Below are 25,192 nucleotides of genomic sequence, written 5' to 3'. Positions count from 1 at the left end.
GGTTTCTGCGACGACGTGGCGGCGCATTCGCGCGCCCATTTGCGGCCCGGTTTGGGGCTCGACCTACGGCGGTGCATTTGGGATTTCGTGCGAGGCGTCGGCGCCGATGCCTTGCCTCGCAATCAACGCCCCGTCGCGCGTCACGCAGTTGCTGCGGAGCGATGGGCTCAGTGATTGAGCTTGCCCAGCAGCAGATATTCCATCAACGCCTTCTGCACGTGCAGACGGTTTTCGGCCTCGTCCCACACGACGCTTTGCGGGCCGTCGATCACTTCCGCGCTCACCTCTTCGCCGCGATGGGCGGGCAAGCAGTGCATGAAGAGCGCATCGGCATTGGCGCGCGCCATCATCTCCGCGTCGACGCACCAGTCGGCAAAGGCCTTCTTGCGCGCTTCGTTTTCCGCTTCGAAGCCCATGCTGGTCCACACGTCGGTGGTGACGAGATCGGCCCCCGCGCAAGCTTCGTTCGGGTCGTCGAATTCCTCGTAGAACGGCGCGCTTTCCGCGGCGACCAACGCGCGGTCGAGCTTGTAGCCGGGCGGCGTGGACAGGCGCAGCTTGAAGCCGAGAATCTGCGCGGCTTCAATCCACGTGTAGAGCATATTGTTGGCATCGCCAACCCACGCAACCGTTTTTCCGCGAATCGGACCGCGATGCTCGAAGTACGTGAAAATGTCGGCGAGTACCTGGCACGGGTGAAATTCGTTTGTGAGTCCGTTGATCACCGGCACGCGCGAATTTTCGGCAAAACGCTGAATAATGTCCTGCCCGAACGTGCGAATCATGATGATGTCGACCATGCGCGAGATCACCTGCGCTGCGTCTTCGATGGGCTCACCGCGACCCAATTGCGTGTCGCGCGTGCTCATGAAGACGGCGTGGCCGCCCAACTGGAAAATGCCGGCTTCGAACGACAGGCGCGTGCGTGTTGAATTCTTTTCGAAAATCATCGCCAGCGTGCGGTCGTGCAGCGGATGGTAAGTCTCGTAGTTCTTGAACTTGCGCTTCAGAATTCGCGCGCGCTCCAGCACGTACTCGTAGTCGTCTAGCGAGAAATCCTTGAACTGCAGATAGTGGCGAATTTTCTTGGCGGTCATGAAACAAATACGGCGGTCTCACCCGGCAGGATTGCCGGACGGCGCCGCCGTCGTTATGTGGTAACTCAATGCAGCATAAAGGATTTCGCCTCATTTGACGAGTCGGCGAAGACGTCGGGAAAGCGGTTTGAAAGCCTCGTTGCGCTGTCGGAACAAGCTTGTGTGCAGTGCGGAAAAAGACCCGCTGCGCTATAATCTGCGGGTTATTCCAAGGCCCAGCAGGCCGGTGCTTCGCTTCGGCGGGGGCACGGCTCGTATGGCTCGCGCGGTTCGGAAGGGCAGTTCGCGGTGCGCCGTCTCCAGTGCGTCACAGCGGCTCAGCCGGCCTTTCATGGTCTCCGGCGGCGCGGCTCTCTGGAGCGGCTCACACGCGAGGCTCAGGGTTTCGTTATCCGTTTTATCGCTTGCTGTCGCCGTCGTCCGCTGGGCAGTCACACAGGTATTCCTACATGGCCGAAGCAGCTCCAACCGAATATTTCATTCAGGGCATCACGTCGACGGGAAAAAAATTCCGGCCGAGCGACTGGTCGGAGCGGCTCGCGGGTGTGATGTCATGCTTCGGGCCGGGTGCTCGGAAAGGCCCGAACGCCTACATGCAGTACTCGGTGTACGTCCGGCCAACCATGATTGGCGACCTCAAGTGCGTGATTCTCGATTCGCGCTTGCGGGACATCGAGCCCATGGCGTTCGACTTCGTCATGAACTTCGCGAAAGACAACGACCTCGTGGTGACCGAAGCGTGCGAACTCGAACTTGAGCATGCTCCGCCGCCGCAAACCAAGCGACACTTCATTTAAGGCGGGCCGCATAGGCTCCCCATAAGGCAAACAACCCGCGATCAGCGGGTTTTTTTATGCCGGCGTGACGGCGATTGGCGAGCCGCCCTCTAGTCTTCGCAGCAAACAAAAAAGCCCGCCAAAGCGGGCTTTCATGCGCAGCGGAAACAGGAGGTAGCCCGCCGAAGCGGGCTGACCGGAATTACTGTGCTGCGGACGCCTGCAGACCCTTGATGGCTGCGGCGAGGCGGCTCTTATGGCGAGCTGCCTTGTTCTTGTGAACGATTTTCTTGTCGGCGATGATGTCGATGGTCTTCGACGATGCCTGGAAGATTTCAGCGGCCTTAGCCTTGTCGCCGGCGTCGATTGCCTTGCGCACTGCCTTGATAGCCGTGCGGAACTTCGAGCGCAGTGCCGAGTTGTGCGAGTTTGCCTTGGCGGCCTGGCGGGCGCGCTTGCGTGCTTGTGCGGAGTTAGCCATGACGGTTCCTTATCCTGTTCCTGTTTCCAGTACCTGACCTTCAAGTGGTGAGGCGCTGCTTTTAGATCGAACTCTTGGAAGCGATTGCCCAAGAGCGCAAAAGTGTCGAAAAACGATCGAACTACGCGAAGGCGGGCCCGTGTTTGCGGCGCCATGTTCCGGCGTATTGCAGACCTGCGGCAGACAACCTGGTGCCAGCCTCAGCCCTATCCGGAAGCCGTCCGAGAACTGAGCGAGCTTCGAAACCGGCGATTATAGCAACAAAATCATGGACGTGGCAACGGAAATGCACCGCCTCTCTGCCGCGCCAAGGCCGACGGGCACCTCGTGACCCGAAAGCCCCAACGCTGTCCACATACCCACGTCATTTGCGGCCGCCCGTGCGCGACGCAACAAAAAGTGCGGCAATTCGCTGCCGCGCCGCGAACGTCTGCCAGGTAAATCGGTCCGAATCGCTTCCGGCTCGTCGTCCGCATCTGCGGCACCCTTATAATAAGCGCCCCATGAATCTATTCCGAGCCCTGCTGACGGTCAGCGGCTTCACGCTGCTGTCGCGCGTGACCGGACTGGCCCGCGAAACGCTGATCGCCCGCGCGTTCGGCGCCAGTCAATACACCGACGCGTTTTACGTCGCCTTCCGTATTCCAAATCTGCTGCGCCGCATTTCCGCCGAAGGCGCATTCTCGCAGGCCTTCGTTCCGATCCTCGCTGAGTTCAAGAACCAGCAGGGGCACGACGCCACCAAGGCGCTCGTCGACGCGACTTCGACGGTGCTCGCCTGGGCGCTCGCGGTGCTGTCGCTGATCGGCGTTCTGGGCGCATCGGGCGTGGTGTTCGTGGTTGCCTCGGGTCTCGCCCACGAAGGCCAGGCCTACGCGCTCGCGGTCACGATGACCCGCATCATGTTCCCGTACATCATCTTCATTTCGCTCACGTCTCTCGCGTCGAGCGTCCTGAACACGTACAAGAACTTTTCGCTGCCCGCGTTCGCGCCGGTTTTGCTCAACGTCGCGTTCATCGTCGCCGCTGTGTTCGTCGCGCCGCGAATGCACACGCCGGTCTATGCGCTCGCGTGGGCCGTAATCGCGGGCGGTCTGTTGCAGTTCCTCGTGCAGCTGCCCGGTCTGAAGAAGATCGACATGGTGCCGCGCATCGGCCTGAATCCGGTTCGCGCGCTCGCGCATCGCGGCGTGAAGCGCGTGCTTTCGAAGATGGTGCCGGCGATGTTCGCCGTGTCCGTCGCGCAAATCAGCCTCATCATTAACACGAACATCGCGTCGCGCATCGGCCCGGGCGCCGTGTCGTGGATCAATTACGCCGACCGGCTGATGGAATTCCCGACCGCGCTGCTCGGCGTGGCGCTCGGGACGATCCTGCTGCCGAGTCTTTCGAAGGCGCATGTCGACGCCGACCCTCACGAATATTCGTCGCTGCTCGACTGGGGACTGCGCGTCACGTTCCTGCTGGCCGCGCCGAGCGCCGTCGCGCTCTTCTTCTTCGCCGAGCCGTTGACGGCCACGCTCTTTCACTACGGCAAGTTCGACGGCAACTCGGTCGTCATGGTGGGGCGTGCGCTCGCCGCTTACGGCGTTGGCCTGATCGGTCTGATTCTGATCAAGATTCTCGCGCCGGGCTTTTACGCGAAGCAGGACATCAAGACGCCGGTGAAAATCGGCATCGGCGTGCTGGTCCTCACGCAGTTGAGCAACTATGTGTTCGTGCCGATCTTCGCGCATGCAGGGCTCACGCTGAGCGTCGGGCTCGGGGCTTGCGGCAATGCGCTCCTGTTGTTTCTCGGATTGCGCAAGCGCGGTATCTATATGCCGTCGAGCGGGTGGCTCAAGTTTTTCGTGCAGTTGCTCGGCGCGTGCCTTGTGCTCGCCGGCCTGATGCATTGGCTCGCCCAGAGCTTCGATTGGATCGGCATGCATGACCGGCCGGTCGACCGTATTGCGCTGCTGGGCGCCTGCCTCGTGCTGTTTGCAGCGCTATATTTCGGTATGCTTTGGCTGATGGGCTTCAAATACGCGTATTTCAAAAGGCGAGTGAAGTGATTACGATGACGCGGGTTCTCGACTATTTCAGCACGCTCGTCGCCGAAGACGAAAGCTTGCCGCTGACAGAGGCGGCGCTCTCGCTCGCGCAGGATGCTTACCCCGACCTCGATTTGCAAGGCACGCTGGCCGAGATCGACGAACTGGTGGTGCGCCTGCAGCGGCGCATGCCGGACGACGCCGACATCCGTCAGAAGGTCGGCGTTCTGAATCGGTTTTTCTTCCGCGAACTCGGATTCGCTAGCAATCTGAACGACTATTACGACCCGGACAACAGCCATCTGAACGCGGTGCTCAAGCGTCGCCGAGGCATTCCGATTTCGCTCGCCGTTTTGTATCTGGAGATGGCGGAGCAGGTTGGCATTCCGGCACGCGGCGTGTCGTTTCCCGGACACTTCCTGTTGCGCGTAACCACGCCTGACGGCGACGTGATGCTCGATCCGACCAGCGGACATTCGCTGTCGGAGTCGGAAATGGTCGACATGCTGGAGCCGTATGTCGCTTCAGCCGGCGAATCGGTGAGCAGGGCGCTGCGCATGCTGCTGCAGCCGGCCACGCGGCGCGAAATCATCGCGCGTATGTTGCGCAATCTGAAGTCCACGTATCTGCAGACGGAACGCTGGCAGCGCCTGCTTGCCGTCCAGCAGCGCCTCGCGATACTCCTGCCCGACAGTATCGAAGAGATCCGCGACCGCGGCTTCGCGTATGCGCGCCTCGACTATCTGCGCCCGGCGCTCGAAGACCTCGAGCGTTATCTGGGCGAGCGCCCGGACGCCGAAGACGCGACGGTCGTCGAGTCGCAGTTGCAGGAACTGCGTCAGCGCACTCAACATAACGATCGCGACTAGCGGATAGCAGCGAGCAAATAGCGAACGGCGCTCGCGAGCGCTTCAAAAAGAGAACGCCTGCATATGCTTCATGTGCAGGCGTTTTTCGTTGTTGCCGCCGGAATTTGCGACGCTGCGTACGCCGCCGCGAAGCGACGTCCGGCGCAGACGGTTACTACTTCGGCTGCATCCGAATGGCGCCGTCAAGACGGATCACTTCGCCATTGAGCATCGGATTATCGAAAATCTGCTTGGCGAGCATTGCGTATTCCGCCGGCTTTCCGAGGCGCGGCGGGAACGGCACCATTGCACCGAGCGCGTCCTGCACCTCTTGCGGCATGCCGAGCAGCATCGGCGTTTCGAAGATGCCCGGCGCGATCGTCATGACGCGGATCGCATTGCGCGACAGGTCGCGTGCGATAGGCAATGTCATGCCGACCACGCCGCCCTTCGACGCCGCGTAAGCCGCCTGACCGATCTGACCGTCGTATGCGGCGACCGAGGCCGTATTGATGATCACGCCGCGCTCGCCGTTCGCGTTCGGCTCGTTCTTCGACATGGCCGTAGCCGCGAGCCGGATCATGTTGAACGTGCCGATCAGGTTGATCGAGATCGTGCGCATGAACGAGTCGAGCGGATGCGGGCCATCTTTGCCGACCGTTTTGACAGCGGGCGCAACGCCCGCGCAATTGACGAGGCCGCGCAGCGTGCCGAGCTTCGTTGCGGCCGCAACCGCTTGCGTCGCGTCGTCTTCGCGGCTCACGTCGCATTTGACGAAGATGCCGCCGAGTTCTTTGGCAAGCGCCTCGCCGGCATCCTGGTTGAGGTCTGCCAGCACGACCTTGCCGCCGTTCTCCGCGAGAAGGCGCGCGGTGGCGGCTCCAAGACCGGATGCGCCGCCGGTGATCAGGAATACGTTGTCACGAATCTCCATGTTTCCTCCTTTGCTTGATACGGTAAGTAAGTCAGATCGAATCGGCTTTCGATTATTGATAATCCCACAACGCCATGGCCGAAGATCGAATAAAAACGTCCGTGCCGAAACGCAATAAAAAACCCGCCGGAACAGGGCGGGCTTTCTTTGCCAGCGAATACTACGAGGCCGATTACTTCAACGCGTCGAACACGCGGTCGCGAATTTCCTCGACCGTGCCCAGGCCCGATATGCGACGGTATTGCGGCGCTTGCAGCGGCGTCGTTGGGTCGCCGTTTTTCGCCCAGCCGTTGTAATAGTCGATCAACGGCTTGGTCTGCGCTTCATACACTTGCAAACGCTTCTTGACCGTTTCTTCCTTGTCGTCCTCGCGCTGGATCAGCGGCTCGCCGGTTACGTCGTCGATTCCTTCGACCTTTGGCGGGTTGAACTTGACGTGATACGTACGGCCCGATGCTGCGTGCGAGCGGCGGCCGCTCATACGCGCGATGATCTCGTCGAACGGCACGTCGATTTCCAGCACGTAGTCGATCGCGACGCCTGCCTGCTTCATCGCCTCAGCTTGCGGAATGGTGCGCGGAAAGCCGTCGAACAGATAGCCGTTCGCGCAGTCCGGCTGTTGGAGACGCTCTTTCACCAGGTTGATGATCAGTTCGTCTGTGACGAGTTCGCCTGCGTCCATGAAGCGCTTTGCTTCCAGGCCGAGCGGGGTGCCGGCCTTGACGGCCGCGCGCAGCATGTCACCGGTGGAAATTTGCGGAATGCCGAATTTTTCCTTGATGAAGTTTGCCTGAGTGCCTTTACCCGCGCCGGGCGCACCCAAAAGGATCAAACGCATGTGTATCTCCAGATCTATGTGAATTCTTTGGGGCGCTGCAGCCATCCCACGAGGGGCGAGGGACCCGCGTCGGCTACCGTCTGGTCTCGCGCTGCACGTCGACGACGGCGCTGCAAGAAACACACACGGCGCGACCGGGCAAACCCAGGCTCTCGTGAATAACGGGAGGCGCGCACAAGCGTCCGATTATGCCATGGGTTTTTGCGCTCAAGACCCGAATAAAGCCCGCACGCGCGCCAGATCCGCGGGCGTGTCTACGCCCGGAAGCGGCACCTCGGGCGTGATCAGGACCGCGATACGCTCGCCGTGCCACATTGCACGCAATTGCTCGAGCGCTTCGACCTGTTCGATAGGAGAGATCGCGAGATCGGGATACGTGCGCAGGAACTTGGCGCGATACGCATACAGCCCGATGTGCCGATGAACCACCGCCGGCGCGGGCGGCACGGGCATCGACGCGACGTCGGGCCAGTGCGGCTGATAAGCGTCGCGCGCCCATGGAATCGGCGCGCGCGAGAAGTAGAGCGCCACGCCGCGCGCATCGAGCACGACCTTGACCACGTTAGGATTGAAAATCTCCGCAGGGTCGACGATCGGATGCGCGGCAGTGGCGATCGCGCAGTCGTTTCTTGCCGCGAGGTGCGACGCGACGCCGCACACGAGAGCCGGATCGATCAGCGGTTCATCGCCTTGCACATTGACGACGATCGTCTCGTCGCTCCAGCCAAATTGCGACGCGACCTCGGCAAGGCGGTCCGTGCCCGACGGATGGTCGGCGCGCGTCAACACGGCTTCGAACCCATGCTCGCGGGCCGCGTCGAGCACGGACTGCGCGTCCGACGCGATCAACACCTGCTGCGCGCCCGACTCGCGTGCGCGCTCGGCGACCCGCACCACCATCGGCTTTCCACCGATATCGGCGAGGGGCTTGTTGGGCAATCGGCTCGACGCCAGACGCGCGGGCACGACGGCAATGAACGGGGGCGTGGCGGGGTTCGTGTGATTCATCGGAGAGATGCGCGGGAGGGTGAGGAGGACGGGAGCAGGGAGGCAGTGGGAGTGAGCCAGCAATCGGGAGACATCGGGGCCGGCAACCTGGCTAACGAAGAAGATGAACGCCAGGACCAACGCAAGGGCAGGGCCAATAACGCGTAGCCACCATCGCCGGCGGCAGATCAACAACGCAACCGGCACAGAAGCCAGCGCACCAGGCATCCACGCTTACGAAGCGGTTGCCGCCGACGCGCTGCCTGGCGGTACCCGAATGCGGTTTGCGTGATACGCCCGTCGCCAGCCTGACCTGCGTTAGGCGACCGAACCCGGATTCAGGTCGACCGGCGTGCCTTCGACAGTCTGCCGCGCCTCGTCGACCAGCATGACCGGAATGCCGTCGCGGATCGGATACGCGAGCTTGTCGGCGTTGCAGATCAGTTCCTGCGCGGCACGGTCGTAGCTGAGCGGGCCCTTGCAGATGGGGCAGACGAGAATTTCAAGCAGGCGAGCGTCCACGGACTTTCTCCACAACTAATGCAATGAGGCGATGATCGAGCGCGGCTTCCACCGGAACAACCCAGATGCGCGCGTCGCGCCAGGACCCTAATTTTACCGCATCCTTTTCGGTTATCAGGATGGCATCGGCGTCAGCCTCGGTAAAAGGATTGCGCTCGAAAGCATAGTGATCCGGCAGCGCGCGAGTCTCGGGCGCGAGGCCCGCGGCGCGCAGCGTGGCGAAAAAACGTTCGGGCGCACCGATGCCCGCGGCGGCCAGCACCCGCTCGCCGCTGAACTGCGCGAGCGGACGGCGCAGCGCGGGATTCTCGAGATGCCACGCGTCGGCGGGTGCAAGTTGCAATGCGAATGTGTTCGGCCACGCAGGCAGCGTTTTTGCGTACGGGTCGTTGATCAGCGTGGCGTCGCGATGACGGGAGAGCGGCTCACGCAGCGGACCTGCCGGCAGAAGAAAACCGTTGCCGCCGAGCCGGTGATCGAAAACGACCAGTTCGGCGTCGCGTGCGAGCCGGTAGTGCTGAAGGCCGTCGTCGCTGACAATCACGTCGACGTCCCGGTGCGCCGCGCACAGTGCCTGCGCAGCCGCGACGCGGTTCGGGCACACCCAGACCGGCGCGCCAGTGCGGCGGGAGATCAGCAGCGGTTCGTCGCCGCCGACACTTGCCGCCGATGCGGGCGTCACCGGCGTCGGCGTCTTCACGCGCGCGCCGTAACCGCGCGACACGACGCCAGGATTGAAGCCGGCGCCGCGCAACGCTTCGACCAGCGCGATCACGGTCGGCGTCTTGCCCGTGCCGCCGATGGTCACGTTGCCTACCACCACCACAGGCACGCCCACGCGCACCGACTTCAACCAGCCGAGCGAGAATGCGGCGCGGCGCATCGCGGCGACTGCGCCGAACACGCAGGCAAGAGGCGTCAGCGACCATGCGAGCGGTCCGCGGTGTTGCCACTCGCGGGCAACGCGCGTTTCCAGACGATCGAGAATTCCGCTCATCGGCAAACCGGGTAAGCGAGCGGTGCACCGCTCGCGAGTCGGTACACGTGCAGCGGCGTGAAGGCGCCAGGGGCAATACGCGGGACAGACATGAACGCGATTCTCCGGACGATCGAAGTGTGGAGCACGAAAAGGCGCAAGCGGGCCGAAACCATACTCAGGCGCCGCGCGGCTTTGCTGTGCTGTCGAACCCGCCACTCTAGCGCGCACGCGTCCTGGCCCGCAAGTCGCGGGCATTGCGTCTATGCCCGGGTTTCGTTTCGCCAGCCGTTTGCGGCTTGTGGATAACTTTGTGGAGAACTGGCCCGCCGACGGGCCGCGAGGGCCGTTGCAAGCGCTTCGCATCGGCAATCATTCTCATTGCCCATCAGTAAAATTCATATAAATCAACGGGATGGTTCGGTTTTCCGTAGCGCTGCGGCCCCGTTGACCGCATCGGCCCTGATAAGTCCCGACATGTGGACACTTTTGACAATTTGCGCGGCCCGCTGGACGCCGATGGCCGCTCGGTCTATCGTCTGTCCGGCCAGTCCTACAGGTCCCTCGCATGAATTCCGATAGTCCTTTTAATTCGCCGACGATGCCCGGCGGCGAAGTCGTCGTTCCGGTTTCCGCTTTAAACCGAGCGATCGGCAGCATGCTCGAACGCTCGTTTCCGCTCGTGTGGGTCGCGGGAGAAGTGTCGAACTTCACGCGCGCCGCGAGCGGTCATTGGTACTTTTCTATCAAGGATGCGCAGGCGCAAATGCGCTGCGTGATGTTCCGCGGCCGCGCGCAGTACGCGGAGTTCACGCCAAAGGAGGGCGACCGTATCGAGGTGCGAGCGCTCGTCACGATGTACGAGCCGCGAGGCGAGTTGCAGCTCAACGTGGAAGCGGTGCGGCGGACCGGTCAGGGGCGTCTTTACGAAGCATTTCTGCGGCTCAAGGCGCAACTGGAGGCCGAGGGACTCTTTGCCGCGGAACGCAAGCGCGCGCTGCCGTCGCATCCGCGAGCAATCGGCATTGTCACCTCGTTGCAGGCGGCGGCGCTGCGTGATGTCCTTACAACGCTGTTGCGCCGCGCGCCGCACATTCCGGTGATCGTCTACCCGGCGCCAGTGCAAGGTGTGGGCGCGAGCGCGAAGCTGGCGGCGATGGTCGATGCGGCCAGCGCGCGGCGCGAAGTGGACGTGTTGATCGTATGCCGTGGCGGCGGTTCGATTGAAGATCTGTGGGCCTTCAACGAAGAAGTGCTGGCCCGCGCGATTGCAGAGAGCGCGATTCCGGTGGTGAGCGGCGTCGGTCACGAGACCGATTTCACGATTGCTGATTTCGCCGCCGATATGCGGGCGCCGACACCCACAGGTGCTGCCGAACTGGTAAGCCCGCAACGCGTGCTGTTGTTGCGCGAACTCGATCATCGGCACGCCGCGCTCGCTCGCGGCTTCGGCCGGATGATGGAGCGGCGCGCCCAGCAACTCGACTGGCTCGCGCGCCGGCTCGTGTCGCCGGCCGAGCGTCTTGCGCGGCAACGCATGCACCTGCAGCAGTTGAGCGCGCGGCTCTCGTCGGCCGGTGCGCGGCCAGTGCGTGACGCTCGAGCGCGTTTTTCGCTGCTGCACATGCGTTGGCAGCGCTGGCGTCCCGACCTCGCCGCGCATCAGGCGAAACTCGACAATCTCACGCAACGGCTCGACGCCGCGTTGTTGCGCCAACATGAGCGTCAGGTCGCCCGTATCGCGACGCTGGCGGCACGGCTCGAAGTGCTGAGTCCGCAGCGCACGCTGGAGCGTGGCTATGCGGCGGTGCTCGATGCGCAATCCGGTCGCGCGGTGCGTGCGCCGTCGTCGTTGAAACCTGGCCGCCGCCTGACCGTGCATCTCGCGGAAGGCGCGGCTGATGTCGCGCTCGCCGATGTGCAACAGCGTCTTGCGGACGGTTTCTGACATTGCGCTGACATGGTGCGGCGCGCGTACTTTTGACTGTTCTGTGCAGCGCGTTCAGGTCGAACGCGAGCAGTAATTACGCGGTGTTGCGGGCAATTCGCCGATGCCGGACATAAAGGCCGTTTGTTTGCGGGGTTATTCCAAGTCGCCTACAATCGAGTGCTCTGAAGCGTTATCCGCAGACTCCCCACAACAGATACAGACTGAAGGAAAGCACCATGGAACATACGCTCCCGCCGCTGCCGTTCGCGAAAAACGCACTCGCTCCGCACATGTCGGAAGAGACGCTCGAGTTTCACTATGGCAAGCACCACCAGACCTATGTGACCAACCTGAATAATCTGATCAAGGGCACGGAGTTCGAGAACCTGTCGCTCGAAGAAATCGTGAAGAAGTCGTCGGGTGGCGTGTTCAATAACTCGGCTCAAGTGTGGAATCACACGTTCTTCTGGAACAGCCTGTCGCCGCAAGGTGGCGGCGCTCCGACCGGCGCGCTGGCCGACGCGATCAACGCCAAGTGGGGCTCGTTCGACAAATTCAAGGAAGAGTTCGCGAAGACCGCTATCGGCACGTTCGGCTCCGGCTGGGCATGGCTCGTCAAGAAGGCGGACGGTTCGCTCGACCTCGTGTCGACGAGCAACGCAGCTACGCCGCTGACCACGGACGCTAAAGCGCTGATCACGATCGACGTGTGGGAACACGCGTACTACATCGACTACCGCAACGCACGTCCGAAGTTTGTTGAAGCTTACTGGAACATCGTCAACTGGGAATTCGCGTCGAAGAACTTCGCGTGAGTCGACAGTGAGTGTTCGGTCGTAATAAAGCCGTGACAGAAACAGTAAAGTTGTGACAACAGGCGGACTCGGCAACAATATAGCTGTGACAAGTCTTCCGGCAGATGGCCCCAGTTTGCGAAAACTGGGGCCATCTGCGTTTGGGGCGCCAGAACTGACGTAGCTTCTAAGTTGATGCGCCGGGAAGCGTTCGCAGTGAAAGCTCGTGCCCGCGAATCTGGGCCATTGCCGAGGTTTGCCCCACTGCGTTTCGGGACTCGATGGATATCCACAAACCAAAGGGCAATTGATACGTCGATGAAACTTGATGCTGCCGGGAAACAGAATACGCTGGCTACCGCGTAGTTCGCTGGCCTCGAATGTGGGGGGACTGAACTGCCCGGAAAGCATGTTTTTTATGGTGCGTAGGATCACGATCAGCCGCTTCCCGTCATGTCTGGGGCGACTAGGCGTGGCGGTGCCCCGGCCGCCCGCGGATAACGATCGGGTCGGGATAAGATCGCGACCGTCGCTTGTCGGACCCACTCCCGTCATTCGCACCCGCCCCCTAGACGACAGCTTCCAGGATACCTGCGGTCATCGGTGCCAGTGTGCCGGCCGGCGCGTGCTCGTCTATCTCGGTTTCATTGGCCCGGTGGGAGAACCGCGCCGAGTTGTATCATCAGTCCGAGCATGTCCATGATGATGCGGGTTTCCTTAATCCTGCCGTCCTGAATGCGGTCGATGACCATGCCCCACACCCTTACCAACTGCCCCGTAGCAGGCACGCTGAGGAACTCTCCCCGGTGAGTGCCTGTCCACACGAAGCGGGTCAGCACGCGGTCACCCTCGGTGAGCTGTTCCTCGATGTGCCAGTGCATGTCCGGGAACGCGGCCCGCATCCCTCGCAGGACATCCTTGAGACCTTGGAGACCGGGACCTTGGCCGGGGAAGGGGACGTGCTCGACCATGTCATCCCAGACAAGCCGGTCGGCGGCATCGATCCGCCCCTGGTTCAGGACCTCCTCAACAAACTCGCGAACAACACCGCTGATCTCGTGCATAGAATGATGGCCTCCTGCCTGTCGGTGGAATAAATGGACCGAGCCTAGCCGGTCCCGGGTGGGCCGCAGTGTTGATGTTTCTGCATACGGCAGACACCCGACGAATCCAATTTTAGTGGGCTCGAATTGAAGCCGCGCGGGGTAGCACGTCGAACGGCGCAAGCGGCCAGTTCTCGGACGCGGGTAGCCGTCAGCTATCCGGGCAGGAGCCGACGTTCAACCGGCTGGTCCATAGATTGGCCGAACGGCCATCAACGGTCTTTGGCAGTGGATTGGTGAATGTCTTTTAACGCGCGACGAGCCGCCATCCTGCAAACCGACAAGGACCGATGATTTGCACCACCCGCCGCAACACCCGTTCACCTGGCGCCAGACCATGCAAGTCATGTCGGCGACATCCTCCAGCGCTCGACCGGTATGCCGGTGCATCAGGTAACCGCCACAATGCCGGTCGAAAAGAATCACATCTACGTGATTGCCCCGGGAAAGCAACTGGAAATGTCCGACGGCTGCCTGCACGCCATTGAACGCGAGTGGTCGGGTCGCCCCTAGCTGCCGATCGATCATTTTTTCAGAACGCTCGCCGACGCGCATGAGCGGCGGGCGATTGGTATCGTACTGTCCGCTCCGCCGCCCGCGAGTATCGGGCACGCGTCGTCGGAGTCGTGCTAAGCGGCGATCTGGATGATGGATCTGCTGGACTTGCCGCAATTCGAGCGCGCGGCGGATACGGGAGTCGTGCAGGACCCCGACGATTGTGAGGCACCTTCAATGCCCAAAAGCGCGCTTGCCGCGGCAGGCGCTGATGCAGTCGCAAGGGTGCAAGATCTTCCTCAGGTCCTGCGCGCGGCAGTCAGAGGCGCAAAGCGGCGCGAGGGGGCGAGTCAGATGACAACCCGGCCAGACCTTGATCAAGAAGCACAGATTGGAGAAAGCGGGCTCGTTTCCCCAAAAGGAGCTTGATGAGATCGGTGAGCGCTCGGCGCTTACCTGCCCGAGTTGCAATGGCGCGCTCTGGCGAATGTATGATGAACACCCGCTGCGTTACCGCTGCCACACCGGACATGCTTTCTCTAGCCTCTCGCTTGAGGACGCGGGTACGCAGAGCCCGGAAGACGCCATCTGGGGTGCCATCCGCGCAGTACATGAGCGGATGATCTTTGCACGTGAGCGTCAGCAGTGGGCGCAGCGCGCGGGTCAGGAGCAGGACGTCGCGATCGAACAGGCTCGCATCGATGAAAACCAGAAACTGGCTGACCTGTTGCGCAAGGCAGTGGGCGCCGCCATTCACGGTAGTGCAGCGGAGCGCACGGAAGTTCAGCAATAGCCGTGTGGTTGCATAACGTCGCGGCGTTGTATGTCCAGCGTTTCACCTGGCCTGGGTTTGGGCAGACATGGTACTTCGGGTCGTCGTTGTTCCGGTCTGCCTCCGAGCAAAGCAGCCATCGCGCCTGTAAATCCATTCAAACGCCCACTGCTGTGCGACCTCGACCGCTTCTTCCTCCGTATCGAACCAGGAAAGATTACGCTCGATGTACATTTCACCGTCCATGTCATCGTCGTCGATTGATGCGCGCACCAGGCGCACACGAGCAAAGAATTTCCCAAAGGAAAAGTCCGGGGTGGGGGCGCTACCGTCTTATCAACTGGAAGCCGTCTGCCGCCCCATCATGCACGACTGATGGTCCGACAGCCGGAGCGACAAGTGGGGCATGAGTGTGCCCACCGGCATACATTCGGTGCCGAATGCGTTAGCCACTCAAGGAAACATCTCAGCCCTTCTCCGCCATTTGAGTAGCGGTCGGCTAATGCTCTGAAAGTGAATTTTCGTGTGCTACAGCTCTGCTAGAGCAACGGTGGCAATTCATGTTTGCCGAACTTGGCGCTTGTCATTTCACCCCCTAGCGCAATCGCCGTCGCCCGAATAAATTCCGGAAAGCGACTTCGAATGGCGCCATCCGGGCCCTGAGCAGATAGGGGGACTCCGGTCGAGACCTCGGGGATTTTCGTACCCGAATCGCCGGCTGGGGACGATCGTGCCGGTTAGCGAAGCGCAGTAACGACCCGCAACACTTGGCGTCAATTCACACCCCTCGAATCGCATTGGAAATCGAAAAAACGTTCTCGCCTGAATATACAAAGTCACGTTGCATGTCGACATGCCACTTCAAGAAGTTCCGACTGTTCGATTTCCGTGGAATCATCCAGTCGTGCAGTTCAATGATCACCAGCGGAAATCTGTTTATGTCCTCGGAGGGGCGCGAAAAGAGGTCCTCCTCTGCACCCTCGATGTCAATCTTCAGGATGAATGGCGTTCCGCTCGATTTCGCCATCACCTGTTCCAACGTCATCGCTTCGACGGGGTACGAGTGATCGGTGGGCTGCTCAGCCGTACGATATGCCCAGGCGCCCCCCCCGGGATCGTCCAGATAAAGCGTACCACTGGTCGATGCAATGGCGGCATTCAGCGGGACTACAGATGCGAACGGAATCGAGTTGCTCTTGAGAAGTTCGAAGTTCGATACGTCCGGTTCGATAGCTAGAATCTTCGCCTTCGGATACGTGAGCGCAAACCAGACCGCGCTAGCCCCGATGTTGGCTCCTGCGTCGACGATCATCGGATCCGAACAGGCCTGATAAAAGTCGACTATCTCTTGCGCCCGGAGAAGATGGTCCGTTGCATAGTCGCGTCGAAAAAAGATCTGTCTGCACACCGCCCGGTCCGGTACTGACGGTCGGAAATCGAAGCGCTGCCCGCCGGGAAGCTTCAATCCATGCAGACCGTAACGAGGGGTTCCCCAAGCATCGAGAGACCGATCTTTGGGCTGCAGCAATCGTACGAGCCCCGGCGGCAATATTTCCTTCAGGGTGGACTTCACAAGGTCGTGCATTTCGAATCTCCGCGTGGTTTTTGCCGAGGAGGCATGATTGCCTCGGACGTTCCACTAAAAAAATTCAGAAAACTGTCCGAAGGAGTGAGGTCACCTCTCAGGAGTTGCATTTGGTGTCCTGTCTGCATGATGCGGCGACCGTGTCTGAAAAATGAGACGCCTTTCTAAGCTGCTTGCCGTCATACTATAGCTGCCTGTCTGCCGGGACTTCGACGGCTACCTTGCGGCTATCATGCAATCGACGTAGTGTGCGTCTGTCGTCGTCAAGTCGCTCAGTTCATAGTCCATATGTTCTAGCGCGGCGCTTGTGCCGAAATATGAGTCGCGAAAATCGTTTCTGGAAGAACTGCATAACGCAGGTGAGAACTGCCGGGTGACCGACTACGTGTCTAAGGGCGGCCACGAAACGCTTCTCACGGATCGCCTCAGTGACATCGACCCACTGAAGCGACGCCTTAAGAGATCGATCCCGGCGCGCACACGCGGTGGCTAAGCTGCCGGAAAGTGTATGCGATGCGCGGAAGCATGTATTTGCGTCGAGCATGCCTCGTAGCGCCTGCCGATCCGCTGACCTGTCAGTCGAAAGTGAACCGCTGCGGCGCCGATAGCGGTACCCCATAGGCGGATAGACGCTTATTCTTGCATCGTACTTGACCAATAAGCGCAAGAGCATATCGAAGTCCTCGCCGGATCGAAGTCGCTCTTCATACCTGAGCTGGGTCATAAGTCCAGCACTTATCATAGGCTTGAGATACGCCAGGCGTGGCGCTCTGACCAGCGAAACTGCATCGAAACTTCTGAAGCCTTCGAGGCCCAGCAACGAATGTCCAGTTAGCAAGCCGTTCTCGTCCATGATGAGTAAATCGTCCGCTACGAACCCTTGATCGGAAGTCTCTGCGAGCTGCATTAGCGACTCCAGGCGTCCCTCTGCGAGGACGTCATCACTGTCCAGAAACGTGATCCAGCGTCCTCGTGCGCATTCCAAAGCACGATTACGCGCAGTCGACGGCCCCGCGTTGATGCGCGCGGTCAGAAGCCTGATACGGAAGTCGTCACGGGCGAAGGCGCGGACAATTTCCACGCTAGCGTCAGTCGACGCGTCGTCCGCGACGATCAGTTCCCAGTCTTCGAGGCTCTGTCTCTGAACCGAGCGGATGGCTTCGCCAATCCAGCGTTCGCCGTTGAAGTTCGCCATGACGACAGTGACAGACGCAGCCGGCGCATCGGTTACCGGTGTGACAGCTTTGTCTGCATGCGTGCGATCCGTGAAGGATGGCCCCCGGGCAGGGCCTTGGGCCGCCATGTATTCGGTGCTAGACGCGCCGACGGTCGACTGTAACTGATGACGAGGCATTTCAACACCGCTGGAAGTTGGTCATGCTGATTAAGCGTCTAAGGAGGAAGTTTGTGTTCAACTCTTCGTTATGCATAAAGCTTGCATGATGGGTTTTAGTGGGTTCCTAGCGGGCACTGCACCGGGCCAGTGGATTACAGATTTAACGAACCGCGTAGTCTGCGATAGGGGAGTAGGGAAACAGACACAAGCTGGACAGCGCGAGCGTCCCCACTTTTTTTCATGCTCCAGAAAGGGTTCGCCACAATCGCATGGAGATACCGGTGTGAGTCTCTTAGCATCCAACGCCAACGGGTCGTCAACGGAGCATGGTAGACACTGGAGTAGAAGTAAGCTCTTTCGTATGCGAAGTCGTGAAATTGTGCCGGCAACTGCATTCCCATGCGACACGTTAGCTCCCGAAGGGTTATCCAGCGGGACGGAAATGCCTTGGGAGCCTTCTCCTGCTGATCAGAGTTAGCAAACAATGCGTCTGTCCCGGAACTGGCATTTACGCGATATCCGCCGAGCGACACCGGGATACTTGATACTGGTCCAACTAGAGCAGCCCCATAGATTGCGTAGAAATCTGCGCCATATCGGTCCTTGATCGTTTCCGGAACAGGAAAGCTCCTTTTAAGAGCACTAACGCTGTAGGCGTTTCCGGACGCTGGCGGTGACGGATAAAGCCATCCATCGAGCAGAAGCTCCCGACAATCACCGTCGATTCGAGAATGCGGTACATGAGCACCCATGCGCTTGCTCGCCTGATCGATCACGTCTAGCTGAAACTGCACTTTTGCGAGATTTCCGCTCTCGAAGCGCTGCATCACTTCTGTCACTGCGCCCTGATTAAGCAGGTCATTAGCATCGAGAAACAGCACGTAATCCGTTCTGGCCAGGTGCAACCCAAGATTGTAGGCTGACACTTGCCCGCCATTGTTTTTGAAGACGGGGCGAACGCGAGCGCCATAGCGTTCGATAATTGCGCGAGACCCGTCTGTTGATCCGTCGTCGATCACCATGACGTCAGTGCCGATATAGTCCTGCGCAAGCGCGAAATCGATTGCCTCTTCCAGGAACTGCGCATAGTTATGGTTGCATATGATGACTGTCATGTCCTTCATGATGTGTTACTCGCGAGGATAAGAAGCCATCTGATGGCTGGAACAGCTTATATGAAGCGTCGGCGGATCAGCGTGCTGGCAATGTTTTTCGGAGCGAGCAAGGTGGCAATGCTCCAGCCGGCGATAAGGCAGCGGAAGGCTGGGCGCTCGAAGCTTGCGCGGAAAGGGATAAAAAGGGCGTCGCGCAGCGCCCTGATTCTGCTGTCACCGGGCAGGGGATGCTGTCTCGGTGTGAGCCGCAAAGAAGCAACGCGCAACTGCAACAAGTGAGGCGCACAGAAAAGTGTGCTGAGCGGCGGTGCCGGTCTGCCAATCATTGCGCACGCCTTGCATGCGGCGCTGTGACGCTTGAGTGCACGCGCGATCTCTCGCCCGAAGTTGCTTGTGCTCGCGCTCATGGCGCTATCATTGGCGCCATGCATGCGATAAAGAACTAACGGCGCAGCGATTGTTTCTACGTCACCGAGGTAGGGGGCCATGGCGATGCACGTTGAATCCGTGAATGAATCGTAACTCGCATCCAATGGAAAAATCTGTTCGAGAAAACTGCGTGCGTAGGCATTCCCTGAGCCGGGCGGCGTCGGATACTCGGACGTTTCATAAGCCCAGTGACGGATCGCTTCCGACGATAATCCAGGTGGGATCTTCGGGATGACATTTCGAATCTTGGGTATCGCATTGTTTATGGGACGGCCCTTCGCGTCGACGCGCTCCATTAATACCTGTACCTTGCTGAGGCCGGGTCGCCATACGGAGGCAATGGCGCGCAACGCACCCGGCATCAGCACGTCATCAGCATCGAGGAAAATAACGACGTCGCCAACACTTCTCTCGAAGCCCACGTTGTTGGCATCCCGCTGTCCCCCATTTTTTTCGAAGATGGCCTTGATTCTTTCGCCATACGAATGAATGACATCGGCGGAGTGGTCTGTCGAGCCGTCATCCACAACGATAATCTCTCGCTGATCCCAGTCTTGCGCCAAGGCACTTTCAATAGCTTGTCGAAGAAAATGCCCGTAGTTGTAGTTGGCGATGACGATTGAGAAAATCAGGTCCTCTCTAGCCATAGATGCGCTCCGTCCAGCGTTCATCGACTGCCTCCGGCCTAGCTAATGAATTGAGCGCCTTGGACGTGCAGGACATGCTGCGCCGATCAGAAGCAGTAAGTGACTAATTATCTGCTCGCAAAGTTGGTCGGCTTAGGGCGCTGTGTCGGGCCGTTTGTGAAGGCCTAGTTGCCACTATTTAAGTTCAACGGTTCAAAGGTACGAGATAGCGGCCTAAAATCGGGCGATAAAGGCGCAAAAGGTTGAGATGTGAGTTATTCAGCAGATGATAGGACTGCTTGATAATAGGAAAAGCGGAATTCGAGCTGCGAACCTGAATGTCTCGCGACTTGCTTTTCGGAAGCAGGACAACCGTATTGCTAACCGTCTGATCGCAACGTACCGACGCCGGACAGCCAATCGTCCGATCTTATTGGCCGTGGTTTGACACTCCTGAGGGCGGGTCGGTAGTTCGCGTCTCAGTTTGATCCGGCGACGACGATTGCCAATGTGGCAGCTATCAGTTCGAGGTAATCGATGAAGGTTGCTTTTTACAAAGGGACACGTCCCGGGTTGGCCGGGACTTGAACCGCTTGCGCCTCGATGGTCGTTTTTCCGCCGATCTATATTTAATGAGGGACGTTAACACATATATAGGGGTGGCAGATGCGTGAGTCAGTCTGTCCAATTTGGTCGCCTGGCTTCCTCAAATGACAATGAAGTTGCGGGAATCGGGTCCGATCGCGGTTATCGTGCTTTGGTAGAGTTTTCTTCGTTGTCTTGGTCGATAACTTTCTGTAGTACAGAGGTGCAAGATGGCGCAAACCATGACGATTCCGTTCGACAGTCAGGAACTAGGGCAGGATACAACTCGACAATGGAAGAAAGTGTCGGCACGTTGCAGGCGGGCCGCGTCGGCGAGGATGGCCGTTTCTGCAACGAGAAAATAATGCCGGTAGAACAAGCGGAGATAGCGCAAAGGTGAGCAGCGGTGAGCCTCTGTCGGCGCAAGTAGGGCTCGATCGGCGCGGCTGGGCGGCCTTGTTGACGGGGCTCAGTCTGCTGTCCCTGGCGATTACCGGTTTCACGATCGACAATAACAACATCTTCCATTTGCCAATCCTGGAGGGTTTGTGGCGCGAACCTCAATTCGCGCACGATGCCTTCATTCAGTCGCTACGTTATTATTCTTCCGGTTTCTGGCTGATGCAGGTGGGGATCGCTGACGACAGCAATGTGCTCAAATTCTTCCTGCCGTGGCTGTTTGTTTCTCGACTGCTCTTTTTCGCTGGCATCGGCTCCTGGATTGCGGTCCTAGGGCTGAAGGGGCGGACGCAGACGCTGATTTTCATGCTGCTGAGCGCGGTCATCGGCTTGCTGCGCGGCGTCTCTTTCGCTGGATATGGCGGAATCGCGGTTAGTTTTTTCAGCCACTCGGAACTGGGCAACGGCTTAGGCATGATCGCGCTCTCGCTAGTGTGGCGCCGCCGCTATGGTTGGGCGTTGGCCTCAGCGGGGCTAGTGTTTTTCCTCAACATCTTCATGGCCGTGTGGCTTGCGCCGCTGATGGTGACGATGGTCTTGCTGCAATGGCGAGAACACGGGCTGTCCCTCGGCCGCCTGGTGCGGAGAAGTTGGCCCGGCTTGCTAGCCTGTGTCGTGCTGGCCCTGCCGGTGTTGGCCGATCTCGCGCACAACCCCGAATTGGGAAGAAGGCCGGATTACGATTATCGGGTGTTTCTGCTTGAGCACTGGCCCGATCACTTTTTGGCGATGCACTTGGCGGTCAGACAATATGTCGGCTTTGTGATCGTTATCGCCACGGCCATCGTCTCCGCATTGCAGTTGCCGCGCGAGCAGGCGCGGGTGATATGTACGCTGACGGGTGTGATGCTGGCAATTTGGGCAATCGGCGCGCTGCTGCCCCTACTTACTCCCTCGCCCACCCTGTTCAACCTTCACTTGCTGCGCTCGACGACGTATTTGCAAATACTGGCCGGACTTGCGCTCGCCGCCCTCATCACGCGGTGGCTGACCTCAGTGAATGAGGCCGATCGCTTGTTATGGGCGCCTATCTTGGTGTTTTCGGTGGTGGTCACCGTCGGCGCCGCGGCGCTGTTTCCGGTGCTAGTGGTGCGGAAGGCCTGGCGTCCCGGCGCGCGGCTCGCCAGCCCGATCGTGGCCGCACTGCTTCTAACGCTGAGTAGCGCGGGAACTGTGGCCCGGATCGTTCAGCAATATCGCTGGGATTCATACGCCGCCGCACAACGCGCGGACTGGCTGGCCCTGGCTGGCTGGGCCAAAGGCAACACGCCTCCTGATACGGTCTTCCTTTTGCCGGTGATGCCGCTTTACAATCGCAGCCCCCTGCCGGCAGCACCTGCACGCATGGCGGATCTGCTGGTCGGCAGCGAGGTGTTTCCCACGATGTCTCACCGCCAAGTATGGGTAACCGGCAAATATGGCGCGGCAGCGCTATGGCTGCCCAGCTACTACCCTATTTGGCATGAGCGGATGGTGGGCAGTCTCCTTGCCGCAAGCCTGCCTGAACGCGTGGCCTACGCCCGCAGTAATGCCATCGGCATGGTGGTGGATGATTGTGGCGTCACGGGCAGCTATGTGCCGGTCTACCGGTCGGGCAAACTCTGCGTCTTTGCGTCAGATGATCCGCAACAGTGAATGAGCGATGGCAGACGGAGATGCCGGACATAGATAGCGGCAGTGACCGCCGCTTTATCCGACGTTTCCTGGCCCGCGCGCGCCTTCGGTTGAGAATCAAGGCCTAGAAGAGGAGCGACAAGCCGGAGACGATGTTCTCGCTGGCGTGCCTTGTCGTTAGTGAGTGGTTTCCGGCACGCGGTTCGTAAGGAACGAACAGGCGAGGCGGGCGATCTTGCCCATCGTCGAAAGCAGCTCAGCTCACATCTAGGAAGACGTCATGCGCCCTGGCGAGTTCTCCACGGCCGGCCACCGGGTCGCCTGTCAGGGCTATGACGCTGGGTTCGAGATCTCCCGATCCGTCAACTTGTGCGTACCTTCGAGACATAAACGAACAAGGTTGATGATCTCGTGTACTCCGGTCTCAATCGGCGCTTTCTTGTGCTGGCCGGAAACTGAGCCTAAAGCGTAAGCAGAAAGAAAAGCCCTCCACGTGAGGGCTTTTGCTTTTGTCGCGTCGGGTCATATTCATGGTCCGCATGCTTACACAAGTTTGTCACCTTTCGTAACCGCGCGAACAGGTAACGCGCGCTGCTCAAGCCGCCTGCGCGGCTTTGTGTGTCAGCGCAAAACATACGGTAACTATCCCGTAAACATAGCGCGCGCGAATTGGTCTAACGTGTGTTCTCCCATCCCCTGCTACACGCGCCATCATGATTTCAAGTCTAAAACCAGTGCGCGCCGCGCTGCCTCTCGGGGCCGTTGCGCTCGCGCTGCTGGGCGGCTGCGCCGTCGTGCCGCCGAGCGGTCCCTCGGTGGTGGCCATGCCGCGCAGCGGCGAGCCGCTCAGTCAGTTCCAGCAGGACGATTACACGTGCCGTGACTATGCGTTCCATTCGTCCGATGCATCCGGCGCCTCGCAGAGCGCGACCACGAGCAGTGTTAACAGTGCAGCGATCGGCACGTTTGGCGGCGCGGCCGTCGGCGCGCTTCTGGGCGCGGCGGCGGGCAACCCCGGCGCGGGCGCGGCCATCGGCGCGGGCAGCGGTTTGCTGATCGGCGGCGCTGCCGGCGCGAATGGCGCGCAGTACTCGGCGAACAGCCTCCAGGCACGGTATGACGCCGCGTACGCGCAGTGCATGACGTCGAAAGGCAACACCATCTCGCAGCCGCAAGTGCCGGTGTACGCGCCGCAGCCCGTGTATGCGCCGCAGCCGGTCTATGTCGCTCCGCCGCCGCGTTATTACGGGCCGCCGCCGGTCATGTACTCGCCTTATCCGTACTACTGACTGTACGTCATGCATACGCGCGCATGAGCCACGTCCGGCACACGCGCAGATGGATGAGTGGCGCGACCTAGTCCTATTCCGCGTCGCTGCTTCCCGCCGTCTTGCGCGGCCGGCGGTTGCGTGATGACGTCGTCTTTCGCGCGGCTCGCTTCTTTGGTGCAGGCGTTTCCTCCACGTCCGCTGACGATTCTGCGTCTGGCGGCGCGGTCTCCGCGGCGTTATCCGATGTTTGTGCTGCCGTCTTTCTGGCTTTCTTCGCGGCTGGCTTGCGCGGTTGGCGCTGCCTACGACGTTGAGGCTGCGTGTCGTCTGCCTGCTCTGCCTCGGCGCTCGCGGCTGCGTCAGCTTCACTAGTAGTGTTGTCCGGTTGCGCGGCGGGTGCCTGACGCAACTCTGACGAGGAATCCGTGCTTGCCTGCGCAGGCGCCTGCTCCAATCCAGTGTCCGGATCGCTTTGACCGGTCGCGCCGTAGTCGTCTTGTGGATCAGCGGTCTTTGCCGATTCTTGCAGGCTTTCTTGTGCGACTTCGCGCGCGACTTGCTGACTCGCGCCTCCTTTCCGGTTGCCACGGCCCCGACGACGCTGATCGTGCTTACCGCCTGTCTCGGCTGTCACCGTTTCAACCGTCTGCGGCTCAACAAACTGTTCGGCCACCTCTGCGGTATAGACACGTTCGCTCGCATGTTCGGCCACCTGCTCGCCCGCACTTTCTCCGAGCACGTTTGAGACCGTGCTCCGGTACACATAGGCGCCTGACTTCTCGTCGCGGCCGAATTCCAGCAGTCCGCGTGCGTGCGCCTCCTCCAGCAGATTACCGAACGCGCGAAAGCCATAATATGTCTCGTTGAAATCAGGCTTGCGACGCTTGATCGCATTTTTCAACACTGACGCCCAGATTTTTCCGCTGTCGCCGCGCTCGGAAGCGAGCGCGTCGAACGTTTGCACCGCAATCTCGACGGCTTTAGTGCGACGCTTTTCGAGGTCTTCCTTGCTGCGGCTTTTATCTTCTTCCTGCGATGGCTTGCCGGTCGGCTGAGCCGCCTTTTGCGGCCGCGACGACTCCCGCTTCGCAACCGTCCGTTGACTTTCCCTGACGAGGTCGTCGTAAAAAAAGAACTCGTCACAGTTTGCGATTAGCAGGTCCGACGTGGATTGCTGCACGCCGACGCCGATCACCTGTTTCGCGTTTTCACGAAGTTTCGAGACCAACGGTGAAAAATCCGAGTCGCCGCTGATGATCACAAACGTATTGACGTGTGACTTGGTGTAGCAGAGGTCGAGCGCGTCGACGACCAGCCGGATATCCGCCGAGTTCTTGCCCGATTGGCGCACGTGCGGAATTTCGATCAATTCGAAGTTGGCCTCGTGCATTGCGCCTTTGAAACTTTTATAGCGATCCCAGTCGCAATACGCTTTCTTTACGACAATGCTGCCCTTGAGCAGCAGACGTTCGAGCACCAGCTTGATATCGAACTTGTCGTACTTTGCATCGCGCACGCCCAGCGCGACATTTTCAAAGTCGCAGAAGAGCGCCATGCTGACGGTTTCATTGGATGACGCCATGTAT

Annotated in this window: 20 protein-coding genes and 2 pseudogenes; 9 read left to right on the top strand and 13 right to left on the bottom strand. The window is 60.1% G+C overall.

Annotated elements, in window-relative coordinates; translation table 11 throughout:
• Nucleotides 1–167: 167 nt before the first annotated feature.
• Entirely contained in the window at nucleotides 168–1,097 is a 930-nt protein-coding gene (argF, locus tag RW095_RS31610) for an ornithine carbamoyltransferase (RefSeq protein WP_128585164.1), read from the bottom strand.
• A gap of 449 nt (nucleotides 1,098–1,546) precedes the next feature.
• Here argF and RW095_RS31605 point away from each other — a divergent pair, with 449 nt between their 5' ends.
• Entirely contained in the window at nucleotides 1,547–1,894 is a 348-nt protein-coding gene (locus RW095_RS31605; RefSeq protein ID WP_128585165.1) for a DUF3579 domain-containing protein, read from the top strand.
• A gap of 181 nt (nucleotides 1,895–2,075) precedes the next feature.
• On the opposite strand, the gene rpsT is transcribed toward RW095_RS31605, so the two are convergent.
• On the bottom strand, nucleotides 2,076–2,354 hold the full coding sequence (gene rpsT, locus RW095_RS31600; RefSeq protein ID WP_020069158.1) for a 30S ribosomal protein S20: 279 nt from the start codon (nucleotides 2,352–2,354) through the stop codon (nucleotides 2,076–2,078).
• Nucleotides 2,355–2,857: 503 nt separating this feature from the next.
• Between rpsT and murJ the strand changes: the two genes are divergently transcribed.
• The gene (murJ, locus tag RW095_RS31595; RefSeq protein ID WP_317022595.1) at nucleotides 2,858–4,408 is read left to right on the top strand and encodes a murein biosynthesis integral membrane protein MurJ; all 1,551 of its coding nucleotides are present in this window, start codon (nucleotides 2,858–2,860) and stop codon (nucleotides 4,406–4,408) included.
• A 5-nt stretch (nucleotides 4,409–4,413) separates the two neighbouring features.
• Nucleotides 4,414–5,256, top strand: a complete 843-nt coding sequence (locus RW095_RS31590) for a SirB1 family protein (RefSeq protein WP_128595743.1) — start codon at nucleotides 4,414–4,416, stop codon at nucleotides 5,254–5,256.
• A gap of 154 nt (nucleotides 5,257–5,410) precedes the next feature.
• Here the strand turns inward: RW095_RS31590 and RW095_RS31585 are convergent, their stop codons facing one another.
• From RW095_RS31585 to lpxK, 5 genes are all read right to left on the bottom strand, one after another.
• Nucleotides 5,411–6,169, bottom strand: a complete 759-nt coding sequence (locus tag RW095_RS31585; RefSeq protein ID WP_317022594.1) for a 3-hydroxyacyl-CoA dehydrogenase — start codon at nucleotides 6,167–6,169, stop codon at nucleotides 5,411–5,413.
• 172 nt (nucleotides 6,170–6,341) lie between these two features.
• Complete coding sequence (gene adk / locus RW095_RS31580) at nucleotides 6,342–7,007, bottom strand: adenylate kinase (protein ID WP_317022593.1); 666 nt, start codon at nucleotides 7,005–7,007, stop codon at nucleotides 6,342–6,344.
• A 207-nt stretch (nucleotides 7,008–7,214) separates the two neighbouring features.
• Nucleotides 7,215–8,015 carry a 3-deoxy-manno-octulosonate cytidylyltransferase gene (kdsB, locus tag RW095_RS31575; RefSeq protein ID WP_317022591.1) on the bottom strand — a complete coding sequence of 267 codons (801 nt, stop codon included), beginning with the start codon at nucleotides 8,013–8,015 and terminating at the stop codon, nucleotides 7,215–7,217.
• 297 nt (nucleotides 8,016–8,312) lie between these two features.
• Nucleotides 8,313–8,516 carry a Trm112 family protein gene (locus RW095_RS31570; RefSeq protein ID WP_007180583.1) on the bottom strand — a complete coding sequence of 68 codons (204 nt, stop codon included), beginning with the start codon at nucleotides 8,514–8,516 and terminating at the stop codon, nucleotides 8,313–8,315.
• Entirely contained in the window at nucleotides 8,497–9,513 is a 1,017-nt protein-coding gene (lpxK, locus tag RW095_RS31565; protein WP_317022585.1) for a tetraacyldisaccharide 4'-kinase, read from the bottom strand. Before lpxK ends, RW095_RS31570 begins: the two co-directional genes overlap by 20 nt.
• 547 nt (nucleotides 9,514–10,060) lie before the next feature.
• On the opposite strand from lpxK, the gene xseA reads away from it, so the two are divergent.
• Nucleotides 10,061–11,440, top strand: a complete 1,380-nt coding sequence (gene xseA / locus RW095_RS31560) for an exodeoxyribonuclease VII large subunit (protein WP_317022584.1) — start codon at nucleotides 10,061–10,063, stop codon at nucleotides 11,438–11,440.
• 218 nt (nucleotides 11,441–11,658) lie between these two features.
• Nucleotides 11,659–12,237 carry a superoxide dismutase [Fe] gene (gene sodB, locus RW095_RS31555; RefSeq protein ID WP_128592567.1) on the top strand — a complete coding sequence of 193 codons (579 nt, stop codon included), beginning with the start codon at nucleotides 11,659–11,661 and terminating at the stop codon, nucleotides 12,235–12,237.
• A gap of 623 nt (nucleotides 12,238–12,860) precedes the next feature.
• Here the strand turns inward: sodB and RW095_RS31550 are convergent.
• Nucleotides 12,861–13,280: an ester cyclase gene (locus tag RW095_RS31550; protein ID WP_317022583.1), complete on the bottom strand. Its 420-nt coding sequence runs from the start codon at nucleotides 13,278–13,280 to the stop codon at nucleotides 12,861–12,863.
• A 363-nt stretch (nucleotides 13,281–13,643) separates the two neighbouring features.
• Between RW095_RS31550 and RW095_RS31545 the strand changes: the two genes are divergently transcribed.
• Entirely contained in the window at nucleotides 13,644–13,832 is a 189-nt protein-coding gene (locus RW095_RS31545) for a chemotaxis protein CheB (RefSeq protein ID WP_317022746.1), read from the top strand.
• 71 nt (nucleotides 13,833–13,903) lie between these two features.
• Nucleotides 13,904–14,607, top strand: a pseudogene (locus RW095_RS31540) (chemotaxis protein CheB); the annotation flags it as partial.
• Nucleotides 14,608–15,364: 757 nt separating this feature from the next.
• Here RW095_RS31540 and RW095_RS31535 read toward each other — a convergent pair.
• The 4 genes and pseudogenes from RW095_RS31535 to RW095_RS31520 form a co-directional block, all read right to left on the bottom strand.
• Nucleotides 15,365–16,171, bottom strand: a complete 807-nt coding sequence (locus tag RW095_RS31535; RefSeq protein WP_317022582.1) for an FkbM family methyltransferase — start codon at nucleotides 16,169–16,171, stop codon at nucleotides 15,365–15,367.
• Nucleotides 16,172–16,448: 277 nt separating this feature from the next.
• Nucleotides 16,449–17,525 (bottom strand): glycosyltransferase family 2 protein, encoded by a 1,077-nt coding sequence (locus tag RW095_RS31530; protein WP_317022581.1) that lies wholly within the window; start codon nucleotides 17,523–17,525, stop codon nucleotides 16,449–16,451.
• Nucleotides 17,526–17,667: 142 nt separating this feature from the next.
• A pseudogene (locus tag RW095_RS31525) lies at nucleotides 17,668–18,631 on the bottom strand (glycosyltransferase family 2 protein).
• A 47-nt stretch (nucleotides 18,632–18,678) separates the two neighbouring features.
• Nucleotides 18,679–19,698, bottom strand: coding sequence for a glycosyltransferase (locus RW095_RS31520; protein WP_317022580.1), 1,020 nt, complete (start codon nucleotides 19,696–19,698; stop codon nucleotides 18,679–18,681).
• 1,023 nt (nucleotides 19,699–20,721) lie between these two features.
• Between RW095_RS31520 and RW095_RS31515 the strand changes: the two genes are divergently transcribed.
• Together RW095_RS31515 and RW095_RS31510 are read left to right on the top strand one after the other, a co-directional pair.
• Nucleotides 20,722–22,356 carry a hypothetical protein gene (locus tag RW095_RS31515; RefSeq protein WP_317022578.1) on the top strand — a complete coding sequence of 545 codons (1,635 nt, stop codon included), beginning with the start codon at nucleotides 20,722–20,724 and terminating at the stop codon, nucleotides 22,354–22,356.
• 692 nt (nucleotides 22,357–23,048) lie between these two features.
• Nucleotides 23,049–23,624 (top strand): glycine zipper family protein, encoded by a 576-nt coding sequence (locus RW095_RS31510; RefSeq protein ID WP_317022577.1) that lies wholly within the window; start codon nucleotides 23,049–23,051, stop codon nucleotides 23,622–23,624.
• Between the two features lie 73 nt (nucleotides 23,625–23,697).
• Here the strand turns inward: RW095_RS31510 and RW095_RS31505 are convergent, their stop codons facing one another.
• Nucleotides 23,698–25,188, bottom strand: a complete 1,491-nt coding sequence (locus RW095_RS31505) for an NYN domain-containing protein (protein WP_317022575.1) — start codon at nucleotides 25,186–25,188, stop codon at nucleotides 23,698–23,700.
• Between the last annotated feature and the right edge of the window lie 4 nt (nucleotides 25,189–25,192).

Source organism: Paraburkholderia kirstenboschensis (genome assembly GCF_032806925.1).
Classification (GTDB): Bacteria; Pseudomonadota; Gammaproteobacteria; order Burkholderiales; family Burkholderiaceae; genus Paraburkholderia; species Paraburkholderia kirstenboschensis.
This window is presented reverse-complemented; position numbering and strand designations above follow the sequence as displayed.

Coding starts and splice junctions, on each gene's coding strand:
- argF (WP_128585164.1), bottom strand. CDS start 1,097: ATGACCGCCAAGAAAATTCGCCACTATCTGCAGTTCAAGGATTTCTCG.
- RW095_RS31605 (WP_128585165.1), top strand. CDS start 1,547: ATGGCCGAAGCAGCTCCAACCGAATATTTCATTCAGGGCATCACGTCG.
- rpsT (WP_020069158.1), bottom strand. CDS start 2,354: ATGGCTAACTCCGCACAAGCACGCAAGCGCGCCCGCCAGGCCGCCAAG.
- murJ (WP_317022595.1), top strand. CDS start 2,858: ATGAATCTATTCCGAGCCCTGCTGACGGTCAGCGGCTTCACGCTGCTG.
- RW095_RS31590 (WP_128595743.1), top strand. CDS start 4,414: ATGACGCGGGTTCTCGACTATTTCAGCACGCTCGTCGCCGAAGACGAA.
- RW095_RS31585 (WP_317022594.1), bottom strand. CDS start 6,169: ATGGAGATTCGTGACAACGTATTCCTGATCACCGGCGGCGCATCCGGT.
- adk (WP_317022593.1), bottom strand. CDS start 7,007: ATGCGTTTGATCCTTTTGGGTGCGCCCGGCGCGGGTAAAGGCACTCAG.
- kdsB (WP_317022591.1), bottom strand. CDS start 8,015: ATGAATCACACGAACCCCGCCACGCCCCCGTTCATTGCCGTCGTGCCC.
- lpxK (WP_317022585.1), bottom strand. CDS start 9,513: ATGAGCGGAATTCTCGATCGTCTGGAAACGCGCGTTGCCCGCGAGTGG.
- xseA (WP_317022584.1), top strand. CDS start 10,061: ATGAATTCCGATAGTCCTTTTAATTCGCCGACGATGCCCGGCGGCGAA.
- sodB (WP_128592567.1), top strand. CDS start 11,659: ATGGAACATACGCTCCCGCCGCTGCCGTTCGCGAAAAACGCACTCGCT.
- RW095_RS31550 (WP_317022583.1), bottom strand. CDS start 13,280: ATGCACGAGATCAGCGGTGTTGTTCGCGAGTTTGTTGAGGAGGTCCTG.
- RW095_RS31535 (WP_317022582.1), bottom strand. CDS start 16,171: ATGCACGACCTTGTGAAGTCCACCCTGAAGGAAATATTGCCGCCGGGG.
- RW095_RS31530 (WP_317022581.1), bottom strand. CDS start 17,525: ATGCCTCGTCATCAGTTACAGTCGACCGTCGGCGCGTCTAGCACCGAA.
- RW095_RS31520 (WP_317022580.1), bottom strand. CDS start 19,698: ATGGCTAGAGAGGACCTGATTTTCTCAATCGTCATCGCCAACTACAAC.
- RW095_RS31510 (WP_317022577.1), top strand. CDS start 23,049: ATGATTTCAAGTCTAAAACCAGTGCGCGCCGCGCTGCCTCTCGGGGCC.
- RW095_RS31505 (WP_317022575.1), bottom strand. CDS start 25,188: ATGGCGTCATCCAATGAAACCGTCAGCATGGCGCTCTTCTGCGACTTT.